Genomic DNA, 25,203 nt, shown 5'->3' on the forward strand with positions numbered 1-25,203 from the left:
GCGGAGCCACGGCATCCGCCGGCCAGTCTGCCGGCATGCCGGTGGTGTCCTCCGAATCCGTGCTCGCCCTGAAAAGGCGGGCACGGCGGATCAACAGGGCCCTGGCGGAGAAATACCCCTACGCCCACGCGGAGCTTGATTTCCGCAATCCGTTCGAACTGCTCGTGGCTACTGTCCTTTCGGCCCAGACTACGGATGTCACCGTCAACCAGGTCACCAGGGTGTTGTTCGGCCGCTACCCGGACGCGCGGTCCCTGGCGGAGGCCGATCCCGTGGAGCTTGAGACAATCCTCAAGCCCACCGGGTTCTTCCGGGCCAAATCCAGGAACGTCATTGCCCTCTGCACCCGCCTGGTGGACGAATACAACGGGGTGGTGCCGGGACGGCTGGAGGACCTGGTCACGCTGCCCGGCGTGGGACGCAAGACCGCCAACGTGGTGCTCGGCAACGGCTTCGGCATCCCCGGCATCTCGGTAGACACCCACTTTGCCCGGTTGGCCAACCGCTTCGGCTGGACGCAGTCGGACGATCCCGTCCAGATCGAGCATGACGTGGCCGAGCTTTTCGACCGCAAGGACTGGACCATGTTGTCCCACCGGGTGATTTTCCACGGACGGCGGGTGTGCCACGCACGGAAGCCGGCCTGCGGAGCCTGCCCCGTGGCCACATGGTGCCCCAGCTTCGGGCTGGGCGAAACGGATCCGGCCAAGGCTGTGAAGCTGCTGAAGTACGAGCTCGCGCCTGGCCGCGAAGCGCTCCTGGAGCAGCTGCTGGCCGAGACCCACAGGGCAGCCGAAATCCGGATGGCCTCCCAGCAGGGGACTGCCCCGTGAGCGCGCGCGAGGACCTGCTGGAACTGGCCCGCCGGGCGGAGTCCGGGACTGCTGCCGCACCGGATCCCCTCTGGGCGGCCCTGACGGTGGATGCCCAACAGGCCAGGAGGGCGGCGGTGCTGATGCTCTTCGGCACGCTTGACGACGTCCCTGCCGTCTCGGGCAAACCGCTGGCGCCGGCCGACCTTGATGTCCTCCTGCTGGAGCGCGCCCATACCCTGGGGTCCCATCCGGGGCAGGTGGCGTTCCCGGGCGGCGCCATTGACGCCCGGGAAACGCCGGTTCAGGCAGCTTTGCGCGAAGCCGAAGAGGAAACCGGCCTCGATTCAGGGGGTGTGGAGGTCCTTGGCACCCTGCAGGAGCTGGGCCTCGCCCACAGCAACTTCCTGGTCACCCCGGTGCTGGGCTGGTGGCGCTCGCCGTCACCTGTCCGTGTGGTGGACTACGCCGAATCAGCACAAGTGTTCCGGGTGCCCGTCCGTGACCTGCTTGACCCGGACAACCGCGTGATGGCAACCGTCCACCGTGCCGGGCGCAGCTTCGACAGCCCTGCCTTCACAGTGAACGGCGTGGTGGTGTGGGGTTTTACCGGGATTGTCCTGAACGGGTTGTTCGAACAGCTTGGGTGGGCCGTTCCGTGGGACCGGAGCCGGCTCCACCGGATGGGTGTTTAGCCTCAGGCTTGCTGCTGGCGGAGATCCACCACAATACCGGTGGCTGCGTTCTCCCGGACGGCCTTAATACCCTCAAGCAATGTGTTGACGGACTTGAATTTGGGTGAAACGGCAACGGTGTTGCCCTCTGCGTCAGTGAGCCGCAGCCTGTACGACTCGTCGCCTACTCGGTGAATTTCAAACCTGCCCGCCATAAGCCGGGACCTCCCCTGGAATGCTTCGTTGCATCAGCTGGTGACCGATCTGCCTCAGTCGTCACAAAGACTGTAGCCTGCGTCACGAGCCTCTGGCGAGCTACTCCCGGGTAGGTTACCTTGCGGGTCGGTGCAGGGGGTGCGGCCGCAGCGGGCAGGCTGTCGCGGCGGCTATTTCGCGTTGTCGTAGGAATCAACGACGGCCACGCTGACGGGAAATTCCACCGGGATGGGCCCGAACAGCAGTTCCTTGGCTGCGCTGGCCGCCTCTTCAATGGCTGCGATGCAGGCGTCCACCGCCTCCGCCGGCGCATGCACCATCACCTCGTCGTGCAGGAAAAAGACGAGCTCAGCGTTGATGTGGCCGTCGCTGCGGAGGGTGCGCAGCCGCCGTCGTAATTCCGCCAGCCAGCACGCAGCCCAGTCCGCAGCCGAACCCTGGACAACGAAATTGCGAGTGAAGCGGCCACGTGAGCGGGCGATCGATTCCGCCCTCCGCTGCTCTTCGGCAGAAGCTGACCGCTGGCTCTGGAACCACCGCTCCGATGGCGGCGGGCTGCTCCGTCCCAGCCGGGTGGTTACCGTCCCTCCGGCTTCACCCGTGCGTGCCGCCTGCTCAACGAAGTCCACAGCCCTGGGAAAAGTCTTTGCTAGCTGCGGCATGAGGCGGCCGGCCTCTCCCGAGGTGGCGCCGTACATGGCCCCCAGCAAGGCCATCTTCGCTTTCGCCCGGTCTCCGCCGAATCCCTTCGCTGCAATGCCCGCGTACAGGTCCTGGTTCCTTGCAGCCTCGGCCATCGAAGGGTCACGTGCGAGGGCCACCAGGACGCGCGGTTCCAGTTGGGAGGCATCCGCCACGATGAGCTTGTGGCCGGGATCGGCGTGGACTGCGCCGCGGATCTGGCGCGGAATCTGCAGGGCGCCGCCGCCGCGTGAAGCCCAGCGGCCGGAAACCACGCCACCCACCACATACTCGGGCCGGAAACGGCCGCCGTCCACCCACGCGTCAAGCCATGCCCAGCCGTTGGCTGTATGCAGGCGGGAGAGCTGCTTGTAGGCGAGCAGCGGCCCGATCGCGGGGTGGGTGGATTCCCTCAGTTCCCACTTCCGGGTGGTCTTGACCTCGATCCCGTTGCGGTGCAGGGCGCGCATCAGGTCCTGGGGGGAGTCCGGATTCAGCGCGGGTGAGTTCAGGAGCCCGCGCAGTTCCTGGTTCAATGCTTCAAGCTTGGCGGGGCGGTGGCCCATGGGCGGGCGCGGGCCGAGGTGGTCTGCGAGGATCTGCCCGTGCAGGTCTTCGCGCCAAGGGACGCCGGCATGCTGCATCTCGGCGGCGATCATGGCAGCAGCGGACTCGGCTGCCAACAGCAGCTGCAGGCGGCTGCGCCGGTTCTCCTCCGGACTGACCGAGGCCAGGGCCACCTGCTGGGCAGCATATTCAGCACGAAGCTCTTCCGGGCTGCGGAGGATTTCCGGCCGGGACCCGGGGGCATCGAACAGGGCACCCTGGTCTGCCGGGGGAGGCGGCGGCTGCAGCGTCCTGGGCGGCAGGAGCGGATCCTCAACCACCACCCGTTCCGCGTTCCTGGCATAGTCCGTATGGGCGGTGAACGTGGAAACGGCCAGGATGTTGCCGCAGAGGCTGAGGTCATAGCACCGCTCCAGCTCGACGCCGGCCGCCAGCAGGGCCGGATACCAGTCCTGGGTGCGGTGCCAGATCCAACGGGGCGGCTGCCCGTTTGGCCGGCGGTTTTCGAGGTCACGCACGACGGCGGCCAGCTCGCCGCTGCTGATCAGCCGCGGTTCCGGCGTGGCCGGGACTGGGTGTCCAGCCTGCGTGAGTTCCTGCAGTGCCGCGCCGTGGGGGTGGGCGGCGAGCAGCAGGTACATGGTCCCATTCTGCCTTGTTTCCGGGGTTGTCCCTGCCGGGATGCCTCGGCTTGCCCGCCTGGCTCAACCTTGTTTTCCACATACGGGCCTGGAACCCTTACCCGCTCTCTTCCGGGGGCGGAGAGTGGCTGTATGAGCAGGCACCAGCTGATTCCGGCCAACCCCGGCCCGTCCCACCCTGGCCCGGTTTACCCTGGCACGTCCCCGACGGATGCCGCCGGCAGCCCGGCCGGGGCAGGCCCGCCGGGACGCTCCCGGCATGGTGTCGCCGGGCCGGTGGGCGCTGCGGACGGTGACGGGGACGCATGGCTGCCGGATGGCGGTGACGACATCCTGCTAGTGACGTCCTCCTCAGTCCTTCGCGCAGAGGTGGAGCGGATCGTGGCGGCTGCAGGGGCCCAGCTGCGTGTTGCAGCCACTGCAGCAGAGGGAGGCAGGTATTGGGACGGGGCGGCAGCCGTGCTGGTGGGAAGCGACATCCGGGAGCTTCCGCCGCGCCGCAGGGCGCCCGCTGTGCTGGTGGGGCTTGACGGTGAAGGCGACAGCCTGTGGCATCTCGCGGTTGTCCTCGGAGCGGAACGGGTGGCTGTCCTTCCCGATGCTGCAACCTGGCTTGCCGACCATCTCAGCCGCTCGCGGTCACCCGGTCCCGGCGGGGTAATCCTGGGAGTGACCGGCGGCTGCGGCGGAGCCGGGGCCACCACTGCAGCGATCTGGATCGCGCAGGCGGCGGCCGGGCTTGGAGCCCGGGTACTGCTGGTGGACGGCGATCCCTGGGGCGGCGGGCTGGAACTTGCGCTCGCGGCCGAGGAGGACCCCGGCTTGCGCTGGCCCGACCTCTCCGAGGCCAGGGGCAGCATCGATCCCATACAGCTGGCGGACTCCCTGCCTGTTGCGGGCGGTTTCTCGTTCCTGTCGTGGCCTGCCAGCAGGGAGCAGCCGGTGCCCGTTGGCGCTGCCGCCACCGCGGGCATCCTTGATGCTGCCCGCCGCGGATATGAGTTGGTGGTGGTGGACATTGGCCGGGGATCCGATCGCATCCATACGTTCGCCTGGGACTGCGATCGGATCGCCATGGTGGTTCCGGCCCAGCTCAAGGCTGCCGTGGCCGCCGTGCGGCTGCTCCAGGAATTTCCCCCGGTCGAGGCGTCCCTCCTGGTCCGTGGCCGTCCAGGCGCAGCCCTGGATGGCTCCCTGATTGCCGAGGCCATCGGCATTCCGGTCCAGGCGCGGATCCCTGAGCTGCGGGGAGTCGTTGCTGCCATGGAATCGGGCCGCCTCCTTGAGCTGGGAAAGCGGCGGGCCGTCCGGCATTTTGCGGCTTCCGTGCTGGACCTCCTTGGCGACGGGCTTGCTTCCGGAGAGCCTGAATGAGCAACCAGGCCAGCGCCGGGGGACCGGGACCTGAGCCGGGGATGCGGCGGCGGGCGCGGATCCTGGAGACGCGCCCGGACAGTCCCCGGCCCGAGAGTGCGCGCCAAGACAATCTCCTGCACGACGGTCTTGTGCATGACGGTCTTGGGCGCGACGGTCGCCGGCAGGAGGGCGGGCGCCCGGGTGAGCCCGGCCCCGGTGAATGGCGCCGCCGCGAGCGCCGCACAGGTGAACGCCAGGCTGTTGACCTGGGACTCCTTGAGTCTGTGCGGGAGTCCATGATGGCCGACGCAGCGGCGGTGACGCCCTCGCGGGTGGCGGCGGCGGTGCAGGCCACGGGGAAGCTCTTGGGTACGGCGGGGGCACTGGCCGCTGTGGAGCGGATCAGCGCCGAGTTGAACGGCCTGGGGCCGTTGCAGGCCCTCACCCGGGACCCTGCCGTTACGGACATCTTTGTGAATGCTCCCGGGTCCGTGTGGGTGGACAGGGGCCGCGGCATCGAGCGTGTGCCCGTGGCCTACGACAATGAGGCCCAGCTCCGGGCCTTGGCCTGCCGGCTCGTGGCGGCCGGCGGCAGGCGCCTTGATGACGGTTCACCCTGCGTGGACGTGCGGCTGGCCGGAGGTTACCGCGTCCACGCCGTGCTGCCGCCCGTTTCCACGGCAGGGACGCTGCTTAGCATCAGGATCCGGCGCGAACGTGTATTCACGATGGATGAGCTGCGGGAGGCCGGCATGTTCAACTCCGGACTGCAGACCGTCTTGGAACAGGTGGTGGAGCGCAGGTTGAGCTTCCTCATCAGCGGGGCCACCGGGTCCGGCAAGACCACCCTGCTCTCCACGCTGCTCGGCCTGTGCAGCCCCGCAGAGCGGCTGGTCCTCATTGAGGATGCATCGGAACTGAACCCTGTCCATCCGCATGCCGTGTCCCTCGAGTCACGCCACGGAAACCTGGAAGGTGGCGGCGAAGTGGATCTGGGGGATCTCGTCCGGCAGGCGTTGCGGATGCGGCCGGACAGGCTGGTGGTGGGTGAATGCCGTGGTGCCGAAGTCCGGGAGCTGCTTACTGCCATGAACACCGGACACAGCGGAGGGGGCGGAACCATCCATGCCAATACCGCCGCTGCCGTTCCGGCCCGGCTCACGGCGCTCGGTGCGCTCGCGGGGATGAACTCCGACGGCGTTCGGCTTCAGGCAGCGAGCGCGCTGGACGCTGTCATCCACGTTGACAGGACGCCCCTGGGCCGGGCTGTGGCGTGCGTGGGCCTGATCGGGGACGGGCCCGGCGGACTCACCGTCGAGCCTGCCCTGGAATGTGTTGACGGTGAAGTCTCCGCCGGCCCTGGTTGGACGGCCCTTGCGGCACGCTTGGGGCTTCGCCCGGGACTGCCAGTATGATCCCCCTTGTCGTTTGCCTGGGACTGGCTGCCGTGTTGCTGGCCGCACCGCCGCTGGGTGCCCCCGCCAGGTTGCGCCGAACCGGTGCCGCCTGCCCGACTCCGGGCCCAGAAACGCCCAGGCGAAGCGTCTTGTCGTGGCGCCGCCGGGGTGCAGGGAAGGGAGCAGGACAGCCTGCGGCACGCATGACCCTTGTTGTGCAGCAACTCGCCGCACTACTCAAAGGCGGCCGCACGCCTGCGCGGCTCTGGGAGGAGATCTGGGATGTTTATGGTTCTTCCGGCTCCCCGGCGCAGGGCCTGTCCTCCGGATCCAGCGCCATGTTGGCCGCGGCTCGCGCTGCGGCATCCCGTGGCGTACCCGTCTCGGAAGCCATCCGCCGGGCCTCGCCGTTCGCCTTCCCCCGGAGGGACAGGGAGTCCCGCATCTGGGCGGAGCTCGCGGCCTGCTTCGATATCGCTGAAGCCAGCGGATGCCCGCTCGCAGACGTACTGACCAGGTTCGCCGCGCAGCTTGAAGTGGAGGACGACGCCGATGCCGCCCGCCAGACCGCCCTGGCCGGGCCCAAGGCCACCGTCAGCCTGCTCACCTGGCTGCCGCTGATGGGCCTGGGCCTGGGAATCGCCCTGGGAGTGGACCCACTCGCCATCCTGCTTGGAACACCGTGGGGCCTCGCTGCGCTCGCAGCCGGCGCAGGCCTGACAGTGGCCGGACGGGTGTGGTCGGCACGGCTGGTGGCGGCAGCAGGGGCTGGAGCGCCATGACCCAGCCCTCCGCCGCAGCGCTCGCGCTCTTCCTTGCACTCGCCGCGGCAGCAGCCCTTGCCGGCAGCGGGCGGGGCAGGCCACGGAAGCGGCTCCTCAACCTGTCCTCCGGGGCAACGGGCCGCAGTGCGAAGGCCTCCGCCGGCAACGGTGGGCACGTGCCCGGACCTGCGCCCGAAGGATTGAGGGATAGCGCCATGATGCTGGAGCTTGTGGCCGCCATGCTGGACGCTGGGTCGGGCATAGGCCGGTCACTCGAACTGGTGGCCGCCTCGGCTTCCGGAAAGTACAGCGGTGCCCTTCGGCCGGTTGTCGCGGCACTGGCAATCGGCGCCGACTGGGAAACCGCATGGCGCAGCAGTGCGGTCCGCCTCCCCGAGGTCCTGGAACTCCGGGACGCGCTGGGGTTCGCGGCGCTGACCGGCGCCCCGTCCTCGGCGATTCTCTATGCGCAGGCGGCGCGGCTCCGCCGGGAGAGGTTCCGTTCAGCAGAGAAACGCGCTGCGTCACTGGGCGTGAAGCTGGTGGTCCCGCTGGGCCTCTGTTCCCTTCCGGCCTTTATTTGCCTGGGAGTGGTCCCCGTGCTGTTGGCCCTGGTGCCTTCCGGGTCCTAGGCACCCGTATCTTCTCCTCCACAAGGGAGAACCATTAACGCTTTTCCACTTACGAACTTCCGGGGCTTACCGCTTCAGGCCAGGCCCGGAAGAGTCAGAACAGCCGGGAAAAGCACCGGCCCAAAGGAAGGAAAGACCACATGTCCACTCATTACCGCCGCCACTACGCTGGGGGAGCTGCGGCGCCCGCGGCTGCCCGTCCCGCCTCCCGGGAACACCGCAGCTTCTCCCGCCACGGCATCAGCTCCGGAGGCCGCAGCCCGTTGCCCGCCAATGCCATGGAACTGTATCCGGGCGCGGGCTCGCCAGGAACCGGTAAAAGCCGGGTCCGGCTCCTCGGGTCAGAGGCAGGGATGGCAACGGCCGAATACGCCATAGCCACCCTCGCCGCAGTGGGCTTTGCCGGTCTTTTGGTCTTCATCCTCCGCAGCGAGGAGGTCCGCGGCTTCCTGCTCACCCTGATCCGCACCGCGTTGGCTTTGCCGTGACAGGGGCGCCGGCAGCGCTCTGGGCCGCGGGTTTTTCCGACCCGGGTTTTTCCGGCACTCGTTTTTCCGGCACGGGTCCGTCCGGTACCTGCCCGTCCGCCACATGCCCGCCCGCCGACGCTCCGTCCGCCACATGCCCGCCCGCCGTGACGGGCACGCGCCGGCCGGACCTGCGGGCCTGCAGCCGCTCTGGAGGCCGTGTGGCTCAGGGCCGGCGGCACGCTGTGACGGGCTCGTGCGGACCCGTGGCGGGTCCGCGTGACTGTACGGGTTCGCGCGGCGCGGTGACGGCGGAGTTTGCCGTCACCCTGCCTGCGGTCCTGCTGCTGCTGGCCATGCTGCTGGCAGGTGCCTCCGCCGGGGTCACGCAGTTGCGGCTGGAGGAGGGAGCGCGTGCCGGCGCCCGGGCACTTGCCCGCGGTGACGACTCCGCCACCGTGGAAAGGATCGTCCGGACCCTGTCCGGAGGGTCGGCCTCCGCGGCGGTTTCGGCTGACGGGGAGTGGCTGCATGTCACCGTTACCGACCGGGTGGGCGGTCCCCTCGGTGCATCCATCCCGTGGCTCCTGACGGCGCGGGCCTCCACCCGGAGCGAGGCTGCCGGATGACGCACGGCAAGGCACCTGGAACCGGCAGGCTTCGGACGCTCCACAGCAGGCGGTCCGGTCCGGGCCGGAGGAGAGATCCAGCTGGCACCCACCGGGAACGCGGTTCGGGGACCGTCCTGGCGGTCGGCCTGGCCCTGGTGGTGATGATGGCCATGGCTCTGATGCTGTTGCTGGCGCAGTCAGCTGTCCTGGCCAGCAGGGCCGCAGCCGCTGCGGACCTTGCAGCACTGGCGGCGGCTGACGCCCTTCGGGGCCTTGCTGCCGGGGAACCCTGCACCGTCGCGGCCGAGGTGGCTGCCCGGCATGGGGCCGCCGTCATGGGATGCACGGAAGGCGCGGGCCAGACTGTCGAGGTGAGGACCGAGCTGGTGGAAAGGACGGTGTTCGGGGCGGCCCACGGGCGCTCCCTGGCGGGTCCTCCACCGTAGCCCGTTCGGTTCAGTGCTGCACTTCCAGGCCCAAGACGCCGGCTTCGGTGGCGTTCTTGAGCAGGACGTCAAGGAGGGAGACAGCGGCCGACTTGTCCAGCGGGTTGTTTTTGTTTCCGCATTTGGGTGACTGGACGCAGGAAGGGCATCCGGAATCACATTCGCAGGCCTTGATGGCGTCACGGGTGGCTGTCAGCCAGACCTTCGCCTTGTCGAAACCGCGCTCGGCAAAGCCCGCGCCGCCGGGGTGCCCGTCGTACACAAAGATGGTGGGCACCCCGGTGTCAGCGTGCAGGGCGGTGGACACCCCGCCGATGTCCCACCGGTCGCTGGACGCCACCAGGGGCAACAGCCCAATGGCTGCATGCTCCGCCGCGTGAAGGGCTCCGGGGAACTGGGCTTCGATAAGGCCCGCGCCTGTAAGGGAGCGGTTGTCCACCACGAACCAGACCGCCTTGGTAAAGAGCTCGCGGGCGCCCAGTTCCAGCGGCTCTTCCCCAAGGATCTCGTTGGAGATCAGGGCCTTGCGCTGGAAGGAGACAACCTGGGTGGTCACTTTGACGTCGCCAAAGTGAACCGATACGTCACCCCACTCCACCGTCCGCTGGGTCTCCAGTACCTCAATCTGGGTCACGTCCCGGGCAGTGGTGTAGTAGTCGGGATTGGCCCGGCGCACCATCACGCAGTGGTCATCCTCGTTCAGGTCCTCCACCACATAGCTGTCACCCTGGTGGATGTAAACGGCGCCGGTGTGGGCCTGGTAGTGGGTCTGCGGGGAATCCATCGTTCCAAGGAGGGACCCGGTCTCTGAGTCCACGATGCTCACCGGCCCGCCTCCGTCGGCCCGCAGGTTCACCATGGCCGCCGCGCTCTGGGAGTGTGTCCAGAACCAGCCCGCCGGCCGCCGCCGGAGGTAGCCCTGTGCCACCAGCTTGTCCAGCAGGGATTCAGCGGTGGCGCCGAACAGGCCGAGTTCCGCGGGGCCGAGGGGAAGTTCCGCAGCCGCGGCACACAGGTGGGGTCCCAGCACGTAGGGATTGGAGGGGTCGAAGACTGTTGCTTCCACGGACACGTCGAAGATCGCTTCCGGATGGTTGACCAGGAAGGTGTCCAGCGGGTCATCGCTGGCAACAAAGGCCGCGATCGCATCCTGGCCCGCCCTTCCGGCCCGTCCGATCTGCTGGAACAGGGAAGCCCGGGTGCCGGGCCATCCTGCCACCAGGACCGCATCGAGGCCGGAGATATCGATTCCCAGCTCCAACGCTGACGTGCTCGAAACGCCCAGGAGCTCGCCGGAACGCAGGGCCCGTTCCACCGCGCGGCGTTCTTCGGGCAGGTATCCGGAACGGTAGGCGGCAACCCGCTGGGGCAGGCTGGGGTCCACCTCATCCAGGAGGCGTTTGGTGATCGAGGAGATGGTTTCCGCCCCGCGCCGGGATTTGATGAACGCTATGGTCCGGGTCCGGGCTGATACCAGGTTCGCCAGCAGGTCCGCGGTTTCAGCCACCGCAGTCCGCCGCTCCCTGGCACCATTCTCGCCCCGTACCTCGGTCAGCGCGGGTTCCCAGAAGGCGACGGTGGTGGAGCCGTGGGGAGAGCCGTCACGGGACACCGCCCTGACCGGGGCGCCGATGAGCCGGCCAAAGGAGATCTCAGGCTCCGAGGCTGTGGCGGAAGCCGCGATGAACACCGGCCCCGGATGGGCCGCGCCCGCTCCATAGTAGGCGCAGATCCTGCGCAGCCGGCGCATCAGGTTGGCCACGTGGGAGCCGAACACGCCGCGGTAGCTATGGGCCTCGTCAATGACCACGTAGCGCAGGCGGCGGAAGAACCCGGCCCACCAGGCATGGTTGGGAAGGATCCCGAAGTGCAGCATGTCCGGGTTGGCCAGGATGAAGTTGGCGTGGTCCCTGATCCAGCGCCGGGACGCGGGGTCGGTGTCGCCGTCGTAGGTTTCGGCCCGCACGGTGGGCAGCCTCAGCGCGCGGATGGCGTTGAGCTGGTCCGCGGCAAGGGCTTTGGTGGGGGAGAGGTACAAGGTGACGGCGCCGTCGTCGTGGATTTTCCCCGGGTCAGCCAGGACGCGCAGTTCAGAGCGGTGGATGGCATCGAGCGCCGGCAGTTGATACGCCAGGGACTTCCCTGACGCGGTGCCGGTGGCCACCACAACGTGTTCCCCGCCGTGCGCAATGCCGGCGGCTTCCACCTGGTGCCGGTAGGGCTCCTGGATGCCCAGTGATGCGTACGCTGCAACCAGGTCGGGATGCACCCACGCGGGCCACGGCTCATGCTCGGCCTCGCGGGCCGGGATGGTGCGCACATGACGAAGCTGTTCCGGGTCCGGGCCGCGGCCCAGCAGGGGAATCAGGGAGTCATGGGGGTTCACCCCCACATTGTTTCACCCGGTGGGGCCTTGGCGGCCCCGGTTCGCCATGGGGGTAAACAGGAGGGATCAGCTCAGGGAAAGGTCCGAACCGTCATGGGACGCGGAGAGCATCAGCACACTGGAAACGGTGGTCCAGCCGAGATGGGAATACAGTTTCCGGCCATCAGCGGAGGCCAGGAGAAGGCCCTCCTGCACGTCGTGCTCGAAGGCCTGGGCTGCCAGGGCCCGCATGATGAAACTGCCCAGGCCGCGGCGCTGGAAAGCCGGTTCGGTGATGATCTTGTCGAACACCGCGGTTTCCCCCACCACGAACACGCGTCCGCTGGCCGCCAAAGCGTCGCCGGAGCGGACCTCGGCGTAATGCACGCCGTCCCGCTCCCAGGCTGTGTGCGTGAGGTCGTCGTCGGAGAGCCAGGGATCTTCGGCATCCTGGGTTTCCATGTCCACGATCATCATCGCCTGCGAGCTCGAGGTCACGTTCAGGCCGTGCCGCGCCGCCAGTGTGGAGTACCGGGCGATGTCATTGGTAAGGATGGTGAGGACCCGCGCGGGTGCCTGGGCCGTCTTCGCGGCGAGGGCTGCGAACTCGTCGTCCGTGGGCTCCGAGGCGAAGAATTCCCAGTCGCCGCTGGTATCTGCGCGGAGCACAGCGGGGAAGCGGCCCTCGGTGGATGTACGGTAGCCGCGACAACCGGCCCAGCCCGCCACCCACACCTCAAGAAGGCCAGTGATGTCTTCAATCATGGTTTCCGGGCTCATGGCATGAGACTATTCGAGCCCGGTCCCCAGCAACAGGGGGCGGCCAAGTGCTTATGCAATTGTGATGCTGCGAAAACACGCTGTGCACCGTGCCGGTACCCTTAAATACGTGGCTTTAAACCGAATTGTGCTTTTTTATGGCTTTACCCCCCTTGCCGACCCGGAGGCGGTACGGCTCTGGCAGCGCGCGCTCTGCGAGAAGCTCGGGCTGACAGGCCGCATCCTGATTTCCAGGGACGGCATCAACGCCACGGTGGGCGGTGAGATCGGCGCCGTAAAGCAGTACGTGAAGACAACGCGCGAGTACAAGGGATTCAGGGACATCGACGTGAAGTGGTCCGACGGCGGTGCCGAGGACTTCCCGCGACTCAGCGTCAAAGTGCGCGACGAGATTGTCTCCTTCGGAGCTCCCGGGGAACTCAAGGTCGATGCGAACGGTGTGGTGGGCGGGGGAACCCACCTCAAGCCCGAAGAACTGCACCAGCTCGTTGACGCCAAGAAGCAAAGCGGGGAGGACGTGGTTTTCTTCGACGGCCGGAACGCCTTCGAAGCGCAGATCGGCAGGTTCAAGGACGCCATCGTCCCTGATGTCGCCACCACCCATGACTTCATCCAGGAGCTCGAATCCGGGAAGTATGACGACCTCAAGGACAAACCGGTGGTCACGTACTGCACCGGCGGCATCCGCTGCGAGGTGCTCTCCAGCCTGATGGTGAACCGGGGCTTCAAGGAGGTGTACCAGCTCGATGGCGGCATTGTCCGCTACGGCGAAACCTTCAAGGACCAGGGCCTGTGGGAGGGCTCGCTCTACGTCTTCGACAAGCGCATGCACCTCGAGTTCAGCGACGACGCCAAGACCATCGGGCAGTGCGTCCGCTGCGCCGCGCCCACCAGCAAGTTCGAGAACTGTTCCAACCCCAGCTGCCGCACCCTCACCCTGTACTGCGCGGAGTGCGCCTCCAGCCCGGATACCCTGCGCTGCCCTGAGGGCTGCGCCGCCTGACAGGCAGACGCGTCAGAGAAGCCTCAGCCGGTAGGCGTAGTTGGCGCCCGTCCTGGCCTCCACCCTGATGGTGAGGGCTGTTTCCGACGAAAGATAGATGACGTTCTCCCGGTTGATCCCGCACCGGAGCCCCAGGTCCACCAGCGTCAGTGAGTCGCTGCGGACCGTGAAGGTCACGCGGCGCTGGCTACGGCATGCCAGGGCCAGCGCGTAGGTTCCCGTTCCCAGTACCGGCGTGGATTCAGTCCGGACGTTCCCCGCGGCCAGGAGTCCTGCCCCGGCGGAGGCCACCGGCTGCCCGGTGTCGGGAAGTGTCCGGGCCGCCCAAGCTCCTACGTCTTCCGCCCCCACGGGATCGTTCTGCAAGGGATCGCGGGTGAACACCGGCCCTGGGAGGCGCGTCCCTTCCGCCTCGACGGGCCCGGGCAGGTTCCGCCCGTCGTCGTACGTATATTCACACCCGCCCAGCAGCATCGCGGCGGCCACCGCAGCGATGACGACGGCGGCGCCCGGCTTCCGCGCCGGCGGCACCCGGGCTTCCTGCCGGGGGTCCGTACGGGCGGAGGATGGCGCGGAGGCTATCCGCACACTGGGCATAGTCAGACTGTATGCCCGCCGGCGCCGGCGGGCCAGACCACGGAGGGCGGCTATTCCCCGGGCGCCAGCCGGTAGGCGTAAATGAGGGGGGCGTCCACGCTGTACGTGCTGATGTCCAGCGTGCCGGCATCCGGGAGGATGATTTTTGTGGTTTCCCGGCTGCCGTTGCACGCTGCCCCGGCGTCCGCCAGCATCTTCCCGTCCAGGGATACGGCGAAGAACGCCTTTCCGCCGCCCTCGCACGTGGCGGTGAGGATATAGCGGCCCGCCGGAACGTCAGCGGCTTCCCTGATGATGCGGTCCCGGTTGAGGATTTTGCCGGCGTCCTCAAGCACTGCACCCGGAGCCGGGGGCAGCGCCGTGGCCTGCCACTGCGGGACGTCCGCGTTCTCGATGGATACAACGGGGGAGCAACCGGCCAGGGCAAGGGCCGTGCCCGCGACTGCAGCGGACCACGGCAGCAGGCGGGCGCGCAGAAGGACGGAAGAACGCGAAGGCATGCCTCCACGCTACCCGTTGCAGCCGGCCCCGGGCTCCGGCACCGGCCCGGACTAAACTTGGCCAGTGCCTAAATCCCCATACGAGTTCACCGCCGGCAACACCCCGGACGCACCCCGCAGCGACCTTCCGGAGCTGCTCACAGCCCTCGCCGCTGACCTGACGCGCCTGGACTATACGCCCGATGGCGTCGCCCGCCTCCTGGGCGCTGCCGCCTCCGCGGCCTTGAACCGGGACCAGATCATTCCGGCCCTGCTGGCAGTGGACCGGGCTGTGCGGCAGGACGAAGGGAACGCGGCGCTCGCCGCCGTCGTCCGCCTTTGGCTCCTGGCCGAGCCCCAGCCCAAGGAAACGCTCGACGCCGCCCTTCCGGACGTCCGCGCCGACGGGCTCGTTGAGCTGGGGCTAGTGGAACCCGTTCCCGGCTCGGGGCTATTGACGGCGAAAGCGGATCTGCGGCCCTACGGGTGGGAACCCAATGAGGACGGCAGCGGGGGTGCCGAACTGTGGGTGGCCAGCGACCTCGCCGCACACCAGCAGGCAGGGGTGCTGCGTCACGACCATGTGCTCGGCATCGGGCAGGCGTCCACCACCCTGGTGCAGACCACCATCCGCCGCCACACCGAACGCGCCCTGGACCTCGGCACGGGCTGCGGCATCCAGACCTTCCACCTGCTCCACCATTGCGAGCACGTCACCGCAACGGACATCTCCGAGCGGGCGCTTGCCTTTACCCGGTTCAACATCCTGCTCAATGCCGGGGCCCTCTCCGTTGACCCTGACCGGCTCGAGGACCGTGTCAGCTTGCGCCTGGGGTCGCTGCTGGAGCCCGTGGCCGGTGAGGAGTTCGGGCTGGTGGTGTCCAATCCGCCGTTCGTGATCACGCCGCGGAGCGCTGGCGAGAACGCCGCGGACCAGTTCACCTACCGCGACGGCGGACTTCCGGGCGATGAGATTGTCTCTTCCCTTGTCAGCGCGTTGCCGTCCGTCCTGGCTCCTGCCGGAACAGCCCAGCTTTTAGGCAACTGGGAAGTCATGGCGGGAATGTCATGGCAGGAACGGCCTCAAAGCTGGGCCGGTTCGGACATTGACGCGTGGTTCATCCAGCGGGAGCAGGTGGGTCCGGAGCAGTACGCGGAAACATGGCTGCAGGACGCCTCCGAAGGCCGGGACCGGCAGCACTACCGGGACGCCTATGCCGCCTACCTGACGGACTTCGAATCGAGGAACGTGGAGGGAATCGGCTTCGGCATGGTCTGGCTCCGGCGGCCGGCGGCACCCGGGCAGGCAGCGTTCACCCGGTTCGAGGAAATCACCTATCCCATCGAGCAGCCCATCGGCCCCCACCTGGGCGCCGCCGTCGAACGCATCGATTGGCTGGCCACGCACAGCGTGGAGGACGCGCACCTGCTGGTGGCGGAGGACGTCACGGAGGAGCGCCACCAGCGGCCGGGTGCGGAGCACCCCGGCGTGATCCTGCTCCGGCAGGGGGCGGGCCTGCGCCGTACCAACCTGCTGAGCACCGAACTGGCAGGCTTCGTGTCGGCCTGCGACGGTGACTTGACGGCAGGGCAAATTGCCGGTGCGCTGGAGGCGCTGCTTGGCGGCGGTTTGGCCTCTGCCGGAAGCGGGCAGGATGACGGGTTCGACGCCGGTTCTTTCCGGGGCGGCCTGCTCACCGAGGTGGCCAACCTGGTGCGGGACGGCTTCCTGATCCCCGCCGTGGAACCAGGCCGGGACTGAGGAGGGGACGGCGCCTCCAGAACCCCCTTCTTTTCCACATGGATGCGCACATTTCTGCAAAATATGGTGAACTAGGCCAGTATGGGCGCATCTGCCCGAGCAACCTTTTTCTGTAGGAGCACCGTGCCAAGCAAGGCCAAAACCGGCAAGAAACTCGTGATTGTGGAGTCTCCGGCCAAGAGCAAGACCATCGCCAAGTACCTCGGCGAGGGCTTCATCGTAGAGGCCTCCATTGGTCACATCCGCGACCTGCCGCAGCCGTCCGAACTGCCTGCCGAGCTGAAGAAAACGTCGGTGGGCAAGTTCGCCGTGGACATCGATCACGACTTCAAGCCGTACTACGTGGTGTCCGCGGACAAGAAGAAAAAGGTGACTGAGCTCAAGGCAGCGCTCAAGGACGCCGACGAACTCTATCTCGCAACCGATGGGGACCGCGAGGGCGAGGCCATCGCGTGGCACCTGCTGGAAGTGCTCAAGCCCAAGGTCCCCGTCTACCGGATGACGTTCGGCGAAATCACCAAGGAAGCCATCCAGCGCGCCATGGGAAACCTGCGCGATGTGGACACAGCCTTGGTGGACGCCCAGGAGACCCGCCGCGTCCTGGACCGCCTGTACGGCTACGAGATCTCCCCGGTGCTGTGGCGCAAGGTGGCCCGCGGCCTGTCCGCCGGCCGCGTGCAGTCCGTGGTGACCCGCATGGTGGTGGACCGCGAACGCGAACGGATGGCGTTCAAGGCCGCCTCGTACTGGGACCTCACCGGCCAGTTCGGCGCCGACGCCGGCTCCTTCAAAGCCAAGCTCGCCGCCGTGGACGGCGCCAAGGTGGCCAGCGGCCGTGACTTCAACGACGACGGCGTCCTCACCTCGAAGAACGTCGCCCACCTGAACGAAGAGCTGGCCACGTCCCTGGCGGCCGGGCTGCAGGACGCTTCGTTCACTGTCCGGTCCGTGGATACCAAGCCGTACACGCGCCGTCCGGCTGCGCCGTTCACCACCTCCACGCTGCAGCAGGAGGCGGGCCGCAAGCTGCGCTTCTCTTCCAAGAGCACCATGCAGGTGGCCCAGCGGCTGTACGAAAACGGCTACATCACCTACATGCGTACGGACTCCTCGGCGCTGAGCGACGAAGCCCTCACCGCCGCGCGGCGCCAGGCGTCCGAGCTGTACGGCCCCGAGTACATTCCCCAGTCACCGCGGGTGTACACCGGCAAGGCAGCCAACGCGCAGGAGGCACACGAGGCCATCCGTCCCGCCGGTGACTCGTTCCGCACCCCGGCGCAGGTGGCCAAACAGCTCTCCGGCGACGAGTTCCGCCTGTACGAGCTGATCTGGAAGCGCACCGTCGCCTCCCAGATGGCCGATGCTAAAGGCTCGACGGCGACCATCCGGCTGGGTGCCGTCGCTGCGGACGGCCGGGATGCCGAGTTCTCGGCCTCCGGCACGGTCATCACTTTCCCCGGCTTCCTCGCCGCGTACGAGGAAGGCAAGGACGAGACCCGCGGGGACGACGAATCCGACGAAGCCCGCCGGCTGCCGAACGTGGCCAAGGGGGACGCGCTCAAGGCGTCCGAGATCCTCGCAGTGGGCCACGAGACCTCGCCGCCGCCGCGCTACACCGAAGCGTCCCTGACGGCCGAGCTGGAGAAGAGGGGCATCGGCCGTCCGTCAACGTACGCCTCCACCATTTCCACCATCCAGGACCGCGGGTATGTCCGTAAACAGGGTTCAGCCCTGGTTCCCAGCTGGATTGCCTTCTCGGTGATCCGCCTGCTGGAGCAGCACTTCAGCGACTACGTGGACTACGAGTTCACGGCCGATATGGAAGGCGACCTGGACAAGATTGCCAACGGCCAGGCCGTGGGCGCTTCCTGGCTGCGGCACTTCTACTTCGGCGAAGAGTCCGATCCCGGCCTGCTGAGCATCGTGAACAACCTGGGCGAGATCGACGCCCGCGAGATCAACTCCATCCCCATCACCGATGAGATCACGCTCCGGGTGGGCAAGTTCGGCCCGTACCTGGAAAGCTCGGCCGCCACTGTTGACCCGAAGACCGGGGAGATCGTGGAGTCAGCGCGCGCCAACGTGCCCGAGGACCTGGCACCTGACGAGCTGACCGCCGCCAAGGCCATTGAGCTGATGGAAACGGCCGCTCCGGAGGAGCGGGTGCTGGGCACCGACCCGCACACCGGGCACACGGTGGTTGCCAAGAACGGCCGCTATGGCGCGTACGTTACCGAGGTCATCCCCGAGATGACCGAGGAACAGATCGCTGCCCAGCCCGTGGAGTACTACAAGAACGGCAAGCCCAAGCCGCCGAAAAAACCGGTGAAGGCCAAGCCCCGCACCGGATCGCTGTTCAAGTCCATGACCGTTGAGTCGGTCACCCTGGACGAGGCACTGCAGCTCATGAGCCTGCCTCGCGCACTGGGTGAGGACGCCGAGGGCAACCTCATCACGGTGCAGAACGGCCGGTTCGGCCCGTACCTGAAGAAGGGGACGGACTCCCGGTCCATCGGCTCGGAAGAGGAGATCTTCACCATCACGCTGGAGCAGGCGCTGGAGATCTATTCCCAGCCGAAGCAGCGCGGTGCCCGGGCCGCCGTCCCGCCGCTGGCGGAGTTCGGTCCGGACCCGGTGTCGGAGAAGAACATCGTGGTGAAGGAAGGCCGGTTCGGCCCCTACATCACGGACGGGATCACCAACATCACCGTTCCGCGGGCCACCTCCCTGGAGGAGCTGACCCGCGAACAGGCCGTTGAGCTCCTGGCCGAGAAACGCGCCAAGGGTCCCGTCAAGCGCACCGCCACCCGCAAGGCTCCGGCCAAGAAGAAGGCCACCGCCAAGAAGTAGCGGTGCCTGCGGGGTTTGCATGGGGCACTGGATCGTGATCGGGTAGGGGGATGACTGAACAGCCCGCAATTGACGACACCACTCCGCTTAACGACCTCGAGGAGAAGCTCGCCAAGGGCGGCCAGCCCGATGCCAGCCCGGTAGACGTCATCCTGTCCTTCCTGAACAGCGAGGTCTACATCATCAGTTCGGACGGCATCGAGGGCGAGGACTCCCAGGTGGAGCCCCTGGTCCTCGGCAATGCCGACGGCGACCCCGTCCTGGCCGTCTTCTCGCACCCCAGCCGGGTGGACCAGCAGTACCTTGAAGCTGCGCCCAACGTGCTGGGAACCCAGGGTGCGGCCATCATCGCCAACATCGGCGAAGAGCTGGGAATGGTCATCAACCCCGGCGCAGCCTACGGTTTCGAGATCAACCCGGAAGGCGTGGCCAACATCAAGCGCGACTTCAAGCGGGCTGACGAGGAATAATGGCACCATGCGTCTAGGCGTCCTCGATATCGGGTCCAATACTGTCCATCTCCTCCTGGTGGATGCCCACCCCGGCGCGCGCCCGGTGCCCTTCGCCTCGCACAAGCGGCCGTTGTCCCTGGTGCAGTACCTGGAGCCGGACGGCAGCATCAACGACGCCGGCCAGCACGAGCTCACCGAGTTCGTCCTTGAGGCCTGGGAATTTGCGGCCAGGCACAAGGCCGAGGACCTCCTGGCCTTCTGTACGTCGGCGATCCGGGAGGCCACCAACGGCCCCGAGGTCCTGGCCCGCGTCAAGCACGAAACAACCGTCACGCTCCAGGAACTCACGGGCAGCGAAGAAGCATCCATGACCTTCTTCGCCGTCAGGCGCTGGCATGGCTGGGGCGCCGGACCCATCCTGAACCTGGACATCGGCGGCGGATCCTTCGAGATGGCCTTCGGCCAGGATGAGCTTCCTGAAGTGGCCACCTCCGTACCGCTGGGTGCCAGCCGGCTGACGCGTGATTGGCTGTCAGAAGACCCGCCGTCTGCCAAAAGCGTCAAGGAGCTCCGCCGATACATCCGGGCCACCCTCAAGCCGGCGGTCCGGGAGTTCGACGGGCTGGGCCGGGCCAACGTGGTGGCAGGAACGTCCAAGACCTTCCGTTCCCTGGCACGGATCGCCGGGGCCGCTCCCAGTGCGGCAGGCCCCTACGTCAAACGCGAGCTGCACGCTTCGGACCTGGGGGTGTGGGCACAGCGCATCTCGGCCATGAAAGCCGAGGACCGGCTGCACCTGCCGGGCGTCTCCGAAGCCCGCGCCCACCAGCTGCTGGCCGGGGCGCTCGTGGCGGAGGCCGCGCTGGAACTCTTCAAATTCAAGAAGCTGAGGATCTGCCCCTGGGCTCTGCGCGAAGGCCTGATCCTCCGGAGGCTGGACCAGCTGGTGTTTTCCGGGCCACTGGAGCTGGCACCCCACCTGGCACCGCCGCAGGCTGTCGAAGCCGCCGTCTAGAACGCCTTAAAGCCGCTTAGACCGCCTTAAAGGGAGATACCGGCGCCGGCAACAGGAAAATGGGGGAAAACCTGTTGCCGGACGCCGGTACCCTGGCAGGAATCCCCATCCCTGCCGCATCACTCGCACCCTCAATGAGGTACTAACTACGTTAGGGCTGCAACTTGTGAGGGACCTGCACCCAACATGTGAGCCAGCTGTGAATGGGTTTCAGGGAGTTCCCGCCTTTTCTTTTCCGCCCCAAGTCATGTATTTCGGCGCCGGCCAGCCCGAACTGTAATGATGGAGCCATGAGCAACCGAATCGCATTCCTTGGCTGTGGATCCATGAACGAAGCAATTCTGAGTGGGCTGCTGGAAGCCGGAACGGATCCGGCGGACGTCGTCGCAACCGTCCGGCGGGCCGAACGCGCCGCCGAACTGGCCGAGCGGCACCATGGGGTGACCGCAATCGCCGGGGAAGAGGAACCGGACAACAACAAGCAGGCAACCAAGGGGTCAGGCGTCGTGATCCTGGGCGTCAAGCCCGTTGGTATTACCGAACTTGCGCGGGAAATCAGCAGCTCCCTCTCGCCCACCACGGTGGTGGTGAGCGTGGCCGCGGCGGTGTCCATTGCCCAGCTTGAGGCAGCACTGCCGGCAGGCCAGCCGGTCATCCGGTCCATGCCCAATACTCCTGCCAAGCTGGGCCGCGGCGTGGTGTCCGTTTCGCCGGGCACCAACTGCACCCCGGAGCAGCTCCAGAGGGTCAAGGACGTCCTGCACGGCGCAGGAACGGTGGTGGAGGTCCCCGAGGAACAGGTGGACGCGCTCTCGGCGATCAGCGGTTCCGGACCGGCCTACGCGTTCTACCTGGCCGAAGCGATGGCCGCAGCAGGCCGGGAACTGGGCCTGGACGCAGAACTGTCCCTGCTCCTGGCCCGGGAAACAGTGGCGGGAGCCGGCTTCATGCTGGCCGAGCCCGGCGCCGATCCCACCGCCCTGCGCAAGGCCGTGACCAGCCCGAACGGCACCACCGAGAGGGCCATCGCCACGTTCGACGAGCGCGGGATGCCCGCCATCATCGCTGCCGGAGCCCGCGCGGCTGCGGAGCGGGCAGCCGAAATCACCAAGCAGCTCGGATAGCGTGGGAGTTTTGTCCAGATATGGGGGCTTGACCACCCTTCAAGCCTGCATATCTGGACAAAAACTCGGGAACTACGGCCTGGCGGCGAAGCGTTCCAGCAGGTCCACGTGGCCGGAGACGATCAGCATGTCCCGGGAGGACACTTTGGTTTCCGGCCGGGCGTAAGTGAAGTCCTCGCCGGGGGACTTAACCCCGACGATCGTGACGCCGTACTTGGAGCGGACTTTGGACTCGTCAAGCGTGAATCCCACCGTTTCACGCGGGGGATACATTTTCACGATGGCGAAGTCGTCGTCGAACTCGATGAAGTCCAGCATGCGCCCGGAGACCAGGTGCGCTGCGCGGACTCCGGCGTCGGCCTCAGGATAAATCACGTGGTTGGCGCCGATCCGGGTGAGGATCTTGCCGTGGGAGGGCGTGATCGCCTTGACCCAGAGGTGCTCGATGCCAAGGTCTACCAGGTTGACGGTGATCAGCACCGAGGACTCAATCGACGTGCCCACGCCCACAACGGCGGAGCTGAACTCCTGCGCTCCCAATTGGCGAAGGGCGTCGATATTGGTGGCGTCGGCCTCCACCACGTGCGTCAGCAGCGGCGCCCACTTCTGCACCAGGGTACGGTCCCGCTCGATGGCAAGGACTTCGCGGCCCTGCTTGACCAGCTGCTCTGCCGTGGAGGAGCCAAAGCGTCCCAGGCCGATCACCAGGACTGGCGCGTTGTGGGCGGGCCGCCGCGGGGCGTCGGGTGAACTAGCCAATGATGGGCCTCTCTTCAGGGTAGTGGTACAGCTGGCTGCGCTGGCGGAGCGCCAGCGCAGCGGCGAGGGTTACCGTGCCCACGCGGCCGGCGAACATCAGGCCCGTGAGAACGTAAACGCCCGACGGCGGCACTTCAGCGCTGAGGTTGGTGCTGAGGCCGCAGGTGGCAAACGCGGAGATCGTTTCGAACAGCACCCGGTCAAGCGAGGCGCCGCTGATGTGGAGCAGGAGGAACGCGGATACGGAAACGAGGGTGGCTCCGGCAACAATCACCGAGATAGCCACCCGCATGGTGCCTTCGGGGATGGTCCTGCCGTATACCTTGACGTCGGAGTCGCCGCGGCCCTCGGCCACGATAGCCAGGAACATGACGGCGATGGTGGTGACCTTGATGCCGCCTGCGGTGGAGGCGGAACCGCCGCCGGCGAACATCAATGCATCCGTCAGCAGCATGGTGGTGGATTCCATCTGGTTTTGGTCCACCAGGTTGAACCCGCCGGACCGCATCATGACGGACGCGAACAGGGAATGGGTGACCTTGTCGCCCAGGTCCATGCTTCCTATGGTCCGCAGGTTGTCCCACTCCATCAAAGCCCACAGGAGGGTGCCCGCCACCAGGAGGATGAAGGAGACCTGGATGGTGAGTTTGGTGTGCAGGTTCCACTTTTTCCAGTTCAACCCGTTTTGCTGGAGGACCATTACCACGGGAAATCCCAGGCTGCCCAGGAAGACGCCGAGCATCAGGGGAACCAGGATCCAGAGGTCTGTTTCGTAGGGCACGATGCCGTCCGAGTGCGGCGTGAAGCCCGCATTGTTGAAGGAGGAGATGGCGTAGAAAATTCCGTGCCAGACAGCCTGCCAGAACGGCTCACCCAAGGTCAGGAACCGGGGGATCAGGGCCAGTGCAAGGATGCTTTCAATTACTACTGACGTGGTAATAACGATCCGCAGCAGGGTACCGACCTCACCCAGGCGCCCTGCGTTGTTCATGGACTCGGCAGCAATGATCTTGCCGCGCACTCCCAGCCTCTTGCCCACCATCAGCGCCAGCAGCGAGGCCAGGGTCAGGGTGCCGAGTCCGCCGATGAAGATACCAATCAGGATCACCAGCTGGCCGAAGAAGGACCAGTGGACTGCCGTGGAAACTACCGTCAGTCCGGTGACGCACACGGCTGAGACCGCGGTGAACAGAGCCTGGTGGATCGGGGTGACGGTGCCGTCGGCGGAGGAAACGGGAAGGGACAGCAGGAGGGCAAACAGCAGGCACACCGCGGCGAACACTGTCAGGGCAAGCCGGGCCGGCGAAGTGTTCGCAATGTCGTCGACGAAGTCCCGCAGCCGCGTAAGGATCCAGAGGCCTTCCCGCTCCTGCGCTGCGGGATGCCAGTTGGCCGGAGTACGGGGCCTCGACTGGCTTTGCGTCATGTGTGGCTTTTCCTCGGTAGAAACTGTTTCCCTCAGTAGTAAACCACTAATGGATGCGTCATGACCGGGCAGGAGGGGCGCCGCGCTCAGGTAGCCTGTGATTGATGACATACCTGCCGGGCCTCAGCTTGCCCGCGCCCCCAACGGTGGTGGCGTGGAGTTCTGACATGACCGCCTACAACTTCGGTCCAGGCCATCCCATGGCGCCGGAGCGGATGGACCTCACAGCCCGGTTGGCATCCAGCCTGGGACTGTTCGGCCTGGACCATGTTGCGGTGGAAGCCCCGGACGTCGCGGACGACGCCGCCCTTGAGTCCGTGCATTCGCCCGAGTTTGTTGCCGCAGTCAAAAAGGTCAGCGCCGATCCCGGCCAGCCTGATGAGTCCCGGGGGCTGGGTACCGAGGACGACCCCGCTTTTGCAGGCATGCATGAGGCGGCGGCCCGCCTGGCCGGAGCCTCGCTGCTGTCCGCTTCCCGGATTCTGGACGGTTCAGCCCTGCGCGCCATCAACTTCGGCGGCGGCATGCACCACGCCTCCCGCGAGCGGGCCAGCGGATTCTGCATTTATAACGACGCTGCAGTTGCCGTGCAGAAGCTGCTCGACGGCGGCATCCGCAGGGTGGCGTATATCGACGTCGATGCGCACCACGGTGACGGAACGGAAAGCATTTTCTGGGACGACCCCCGCGTGCTCACGGTCTCGCTGCACGAGAGCGGCCTGACGCTGTTCCCGGGCACCGGATTCGCGAACGAGATCGGCGGCCCGCAGGCCGAAGGGACCGCGGTGAACGTTGCGCTGCCCTCGGGAACAGGGGACGCCGGCTGGCTGCGCGCCTTCTACGCGGTGGTCCCGCAATTAGTGGCCGCCTTCCAGCCGGATGTGATTGTCAGCCAGCACGGGTGCGACTCCCACCGTCTGGATCCCCTCACCCACCTCAACCTCAGCGTTGACGGGCAGCGGGAGGCCGCTTCCGCCGTCGGGAACCTTGCAGCCCGCCACTGCGACAACCGCTGGATAGCCACGGGAGGCGGCGGCTACAACGTCCTCCAGGTGGTGCCGCGGTCCTGGAGCCACCTTATTGCCATTGCAGCCGGACGGCCCGTACCGCTGCGTACGCCGGTCCCGCAGGACTGGCGCGACTACGTCGAGGAGAAGTTCGGCTCCTCGGCGCCGGCGCTGATGAGTGACGACGTGGAACTGTGGTGGCGGTCGTGGGAGGTCGGTTTCGACCCCAACGACGCCGTGGACCGTACGGTGATGGCAACCCGAAAGTCCGTCTTCCCGCTGCACGGACTGGACCCCTGGTTCGACTGACGCCGTGCCTG

Annotated in this window: 24 protein-coding genes; 16 read left to right on the forward strand and 8 right to left on the reverse strand. The window is 67.1% G+C overall.

The window, feature by feature from the left end:
- Positions 1-35: 35 nt before the first annotated feature.
- The gene (gene nth / locus ACIQF4_RS09105) at positions 36-833 is read left to right on the forward strand and encodes an endonuclease III (RefSeq protein ID WP_350003058.1); all 798 of its coding nucleotides are present in this window, start codon (positions 36-38) and stop codon (positions 831-833) included.
- On the forward strand, positions 830-1,507 hold the full coding sequence (locus ACIQF4_RS09110) for a CoA pyrophosphatase (protein WP_350002973.1): 678 nt from the start codon (positions 830-832) through the stop codon (positions 1,505-1,507). The genes nth and ACIQF4_RS09110 overlap by 4 nt, the downstream gene beginning before the upstream one ends.
- Before the next feature lie 2 nt (positions 1,508-1,509).
- Here ACIQF4_RS09110 and ACIQF4_RS09115 read toward each other — a convergent pair whose 3' ends face one another.
- The gene (locus ACIQF4_RS09115) at positions 1,510-1,701 is read right to left on the reverse strand and encodes a DUF1508 domain-containing protein (protein ID WP_350002971.1); all 192 of its coding nucleotides are present in this window, start codon (positions 1,699-1,701) and stop codon (positions 1,510-1,512) included.
- 171 nt (positions 1,702-1,872) lie between these two features.
- A complete protein-coding gene (locus ACIQF4_RS09120) occupies positions 1,873-3,591 on the reverse strand; it encodes a bifunctional 3'-5' exonuclease/DNA polymerase (protein WP_400515003.1) in 1,719 nt (572 codons plus the stop codon).
- Positions 3,592-3,900: 309 nt separating this feature from the next.
- Between ACIQF4_RS09120 and ssd the strand changes: the two genes are divergently transcribed.
- The 7 genes from ssd to ACIQF4_RS09155 all read left to right on the forward strand — a co-directional run bounded on the left by ssd (position 3,901) and on the right by ACIQF4_RS09155 (position 9,264).
- Entirely contained in the window at positions 3,901-4,965 is a 1,065-nt protein-coding gene (ssd, locus tag ACIQF4_RS09125; RefSeq protein ID WP_400515179.1) for a septum site-determining protein Ssd, read from the forward strand.
- On the forward strand, positions 4,962-6,362 hold the full coding sequence (locus ACIQF4_RS09130; RefSeq protein WP_400515002.1) for a TadA family conjugal transfer-associated ATPase: 1,401 nt from the start codon (positions 4,962-4,964) through the stop codon (positions 6,360-6,362). Before ssd ends, ACIQF4_RS09130 begins: the two co-directional genes overlap by 4 nt.
- A complete protein-coding gene (locus ACIQF4_RS09135; protein ID WP_400515000.1) occupies positions 6,359-7,126 on the forward strand; it encodes a hypothetical protein in 768 nt (255 codons plus the stop codon). The genes ACIQF4_RS09130 and ACIQF4_RS09135 overlap by 4 nt, the downstream gene beginning before the upstream one ends.
- Positions 7,123-7,740, forward strand: a complete 618-nt coding sequence (locus ACIQF4_RS09140; RefSeq protein WP_350002964.1) for a type II secretion system F family protein — start codon at positions 7,123-7,125, stop codon at positions 7,738-7,740. The genes ACIQF4_RS09135 and ACIQF4_RS09140 overlap by 4 nt, the downstream gene beginning before the upstream one ends.
- A 140-nt stretch (positions 7,741-7,880) precedes the next feature.
- Positions 7,881-8,228 carry a DUF4244 domain-containing protein gene (locus ACIQF4_RS09145; protein WP_400514998.1) on the forward strand — a complete coding sequence of 116 codons (348 nt, stop codon included), beginning with the start codon at positions 7,881-7,883 and terminating at the stop codon, positions 8,226-8,228.
- 284 nt (positions 8,229-8,512) lie between these two features.
- Positions 8,513-8,836, forward strand: a complete 324-nt coding sequence (locus tag ACIQF4_RS09150; protein WP_350002960.1) for a TadE family type IV pilus minor pilin — start codon at positions 8,513-8,515, stop codon at positions 8,834-8,836.
- Positions 8,833-9,264, forward strand: coding sequence for an Rv3654c family TadE-like protein (locus ACIQF4_RS09155; protein WP_400514996.1), 432 nt, complete (start codon positions 8,833-8,835; stop codon positions 9,262-9,264). The genes ACIQF4_RS09150 and ACIQF4_RS09155 overlap by 4 nt, the downstream gene beginning before the upstream one ends.
- A gap of 10 nt (positions 9,265-9,274) precedes the next feature.
- On the opposite strand, the gene ACIQF4_RS09160 is transcribed toward ACIQF4_RS09155, so the two are convergent.
- The gene (locus ACIQF4_RS09160) at positions 9,275-11,650 is read right to left on the reverse strand and encodes a DEAD/DEAH box helicase (protein WP_400514995.1); all 2,376 of its coding nucleotides are present in this window, start codon (positions 11,648-11,650) and stop codon (positions 9,275-9,277) included.
- Between the two features lie 66 nt (positions 11,651-11,716).
- The gene (locus ACIQF4_RS09165; RefSeq protein ID WP_350002955.1) at positions 11,717-12,409 is read right to left on the reverse strand and encodes a GNAT family N-acetyltransferase; all 693 of its coding nucleotides are present in this window, start codon (positions 12,407-12,409) and stop codon (positions 11,717-11,719) included.
- A gap of 109 nt (positions 12,410-12,518) precedes the next feature.
- Between ACIQF4_RS09165 and ACIQF4_RS09170 the strand changes: the two genes are divergently transcribed.
- The gene (locus ACIQF4_RS09170; RefSeq protein ID WP_400514993.1) at positions 12,519-13,412 is read left to right on the forward strand and encodes a rhodanese-related sulfurtransferase; all 894 of its coding nucleotides are present in this window, start codon (positions 12,519-12,521) and stop codon (positions 13,410-13,412) included.
- Between the two features lie 12 nt (positions 13,413-13,424).
- On the opposite strand, the gene ACIQF4_RS09175 is transcribed toward ACIQF4_RS09170, so the two are convergent.
- Together ACIQF4_RS09175 and ACIQF4_RS09180 are read right to left on the reverse strand one after the other, a co-directional pair.
- Positions 13,425-14,009, reverse strand: a complete 585-nt coding sequence (locus tag ACIQF4_RS09175) for a hypothetical protein (RefSeq protein WP_400514991.1) — start codon at positions 14,007-14,009, stop codon at positions 13,425-13,427.
- A gap of 50 nt (positions 14,010-14,059) precedes the next feature.
- Complete coding sequence (locus tag ACIQF4_RS09180; RefSeq protein ID WP_350002950.1) at positions 14,060-14,509, reverse strand: hypothetical protein; 450 nt, start codon at positions 14,507-14,509, stop codon at positions 14,060-14,062.
- A 64-nt stretch (positions 14,510-14,573) separates the two neighbouring features.
- On the opposite strand from ACIQF4_RS09180, the gene ACIQF4_RS09185 reads away from it, so the two are divergent.
- The 5 genes from ACIQF4_RS09185 to proC all read left to right on the forward strand — a co-directional run bounded on the left by ACIQF4_RS09185 (position 14,574) and on the right by proC (position 21,691).
- Positions 14,574-16,250 (forward strand): methyltransferase, encoded by a 1,677-nt coding sequence (locus tag ACIQF4_RS09185; protein WP_400514989.1) that lies wholly within the window; start codon positions 14,574-14,576, stop codon positions 16,248-16,250.
- Between the two features lie 123 nt (positions 16,251-16,373).
- Positions 16,374-19,100, forward strand: a complete 2,727-nt coding sequence (topA, locus tag ACIQF4_RS09190) for a type I DNA topoisomerase (RefSeq protein WP_400514987.1) — start codon at positions 16,374-16,376, stop codon at positions 19,098-19,100.
- Between the two features lie 50 nt (positions 19,101-19,150).
- Positions 19,151-19,570 (forward strand): SseB family protein, encoded by a 420-nt coding sequence (locus ACIQF4_RS09195; RefSeq protein ID WP_400514984.1) that lies wholly within the window; start codon positions 19,151-19,153, stop codon positions 19,568-19,570.
- Positions 19,571-19,577: 7 nt separating this feature from the next.
- Positions 19,578-20,567 (forward strand): Ppx/GppA family phosphatase, encoded by a 990-nt coding sequence (locus tag ACIQF4_RS09200; RefSeq protein WP_350002945.1) that lies wholly within the window; start codon positions 19,578-19,580, stop codon positions 20,565-20,567.
- A gap of 290 nt (positions 20,568-20,857) precedes the next feature.
- Complete coding sequence (proC, locus tag ACIQF4_RS09205; protein WP_350002943.1) at positions 20,858-21,691, forward strand: pyrroline-5-carboxylate reductase; 834 nt, start codon at positions 20,858-20,860, stop codon at positions 21,689-21,691.
- Positions 21,692-21,763: 72 nt separating this feature from the next.
- Here proC and ACIQF4_RS09210 read toward each other — a convergent pair whose 3' ends face one another.
- On the reverse strand, positions 21,764-22,450 hold the full coding sequence (locus ACIQF4_RS09210) for a TrkA family potassium uptake protein (protein WP_066278878.1): 687 nt from the start codon (positions 22,448-22,450) through the stop codon (positions 21,764-21,766).
- A complete protein-coding gene (locus ACIQF4_RS09215; RefSeq protein WP_400514982.1) occupies positions 22,443-23,876 on the reverse strand; it encodes a TrkH family potassium uptake protein in 1,434 nt (477 codons plus the stop codon). The genes ACIQF4_RS09210 and ACIQF4_RS09215 overlap by 8 nt, the downstream gene beginning before the upstream one ends.
- 104 nt (positions 23,877-23,980) lie before the next feature.
- Between ACIQF4_RS09215 and ACIQF4_RS09220 the strand changes: the two genes are divergently transcribed.
- Entirely contained in the window at positions 23,981-25,192 is a 1,212-nt protein-coding gene (locus ACIQF4_RS09220) for an acetoin utilization protein AcuC (RefSeq protein ID WP_400514980.1), read from the forward strand.
- Positions 25,193-25,203 lie beyond the last annotated feature (11 nt).

The organism is Pseudarthrobacter sp. NPDC092202, from assembly GCF_044755505.1.
GTDB lineage: Bacteria > Actinomycetota > Actinomycetes > Actinomycetales > Micrococcaceae > Arthrobacter.

What these genes read in the sequence shown, in the direction of transcription:
- ACIQF4_RS09135 (WP_400515000.1), top strand. Translation starts at nt 6,359, where the DNA reads ATGATCCCCCTTGTCGTTTGCCTGGGACTGGCTGCCGTGTTGCTGGCC.
- proC (WP_350002943.1), top strand. Translation starts at nt 20,858, where the DNA reads ATGAGCAACCGAATCGCATTCCTTGGCTGTGGATCCATGAACGAAGCA.
- ACIQF4_RS09180 (WP_350002950.1), bottom strand. Translation starts at nt 14,509, where the DNA reads ATGCCTTCGCGTTCTTCCGTCCTTCTGCGCGCCCGCCTGCTGCCGTGG.
- ACIQF4_RS09215 (WP_400514982.1), bottom strand. Translation starts at nt 23,876, where the DNA reads ATGACGCAAAGCCAGTCGAGGCCCCGTACTCCGGCCAACTGGCATCCC.
- ACIQF4_RS09155 (WP_400514996.1), top strand. Translation starts at nt 8,833, where the DNA reads ATGACGCACGGCAAGGCACCTGGAACCGGCAGGCTTCGGACGCTCCAC.
- ACIQF4_RS09165 (WP_350002955.1), bottom strand. Translation starts at nt 12,409, where the DNA reads ATGAGCCCGGAAACCATGATTGAAGACATCACTGGCCTTCTTGAGGTG.
- ACIQF4_RS09220 (WP_400514980.1), top strand. Translation starts at nt 23,981, where the DNA reads ATGACATACCTGCCGGGCCTCAGCTTGCCCGCGCCCCCAACGGTGGTG.
- ACIQF4_RS09120 (WP_400515003.1), bottom strand. Translation starts at nt 3,591, where the DNA reads ATGTACCTGCTGCTCGCCGCCCACCCCCACGGCGCGGCACTGCAGGAA.
- ACIQF4_RS09145 (WP_400514998.1), top strand. Translation starts at nt 7,881, where the DNA reads ATGTCCACTCATTACCGCCGCCACTACGCTGGGGGAGCTGCGGCGCCC.
- nth (WP_350003058.1), top strand. Translation starts at nt 36, where the DNA reads ATGCCGGTGGTGTCCTCCGAATCCGTGCTCGCCCTGAAAAGGCGGGCA.
- ACIQF4_RS09130 (WP_400515002.1), top strand. Translation starts at nt 4,962, where the DNA reads ATGAGCAACCAGGCCAGCGCCGGGGGACCGGGACCTGAGCCGGGGATG.
- ACIQF4_RS09115 (WP_350002971.1), bottom strand. Translation starts at nt 1,701, where the DNA reads ATGGCGGGCAGGTTTGAAATTCACCGAGTAGGCGACGAGTCGTACAGG.
- ACIQF4_RS09140 (WP_350002964.1), top strand. Translation starts at nt 7,123, where the DNA reads ATGACCCAGCCCTCCGCCGCAGCGCTCGCGCTCTTCCTTGCACTCGCC.
- ACIQF4_RS09175 (WP_400514991.1), bottom strand. Translation starts at nt 14,009, where the DNA reads ATGCCCAGTGTGCGGATAGCCTCCGCGCCATCCTCCGCCCGTACGGAC.
- ACIQF4_RS09195 (WP_400514984.1), top strand. Translation starts at nt 19,151, where the DNA reads ATGACTGAACAGCCCGCAATTGACGACACCACTCCGCTTAACGACCTC.
- ACIQF4_RS09200 (WP_350002945.1), top strand. Translation starts at nt 19,578, where the DNA reads ATGCGTCTAGGCGTCCTCGATATCGGGTCCAATACTGTCCATCTCCTC.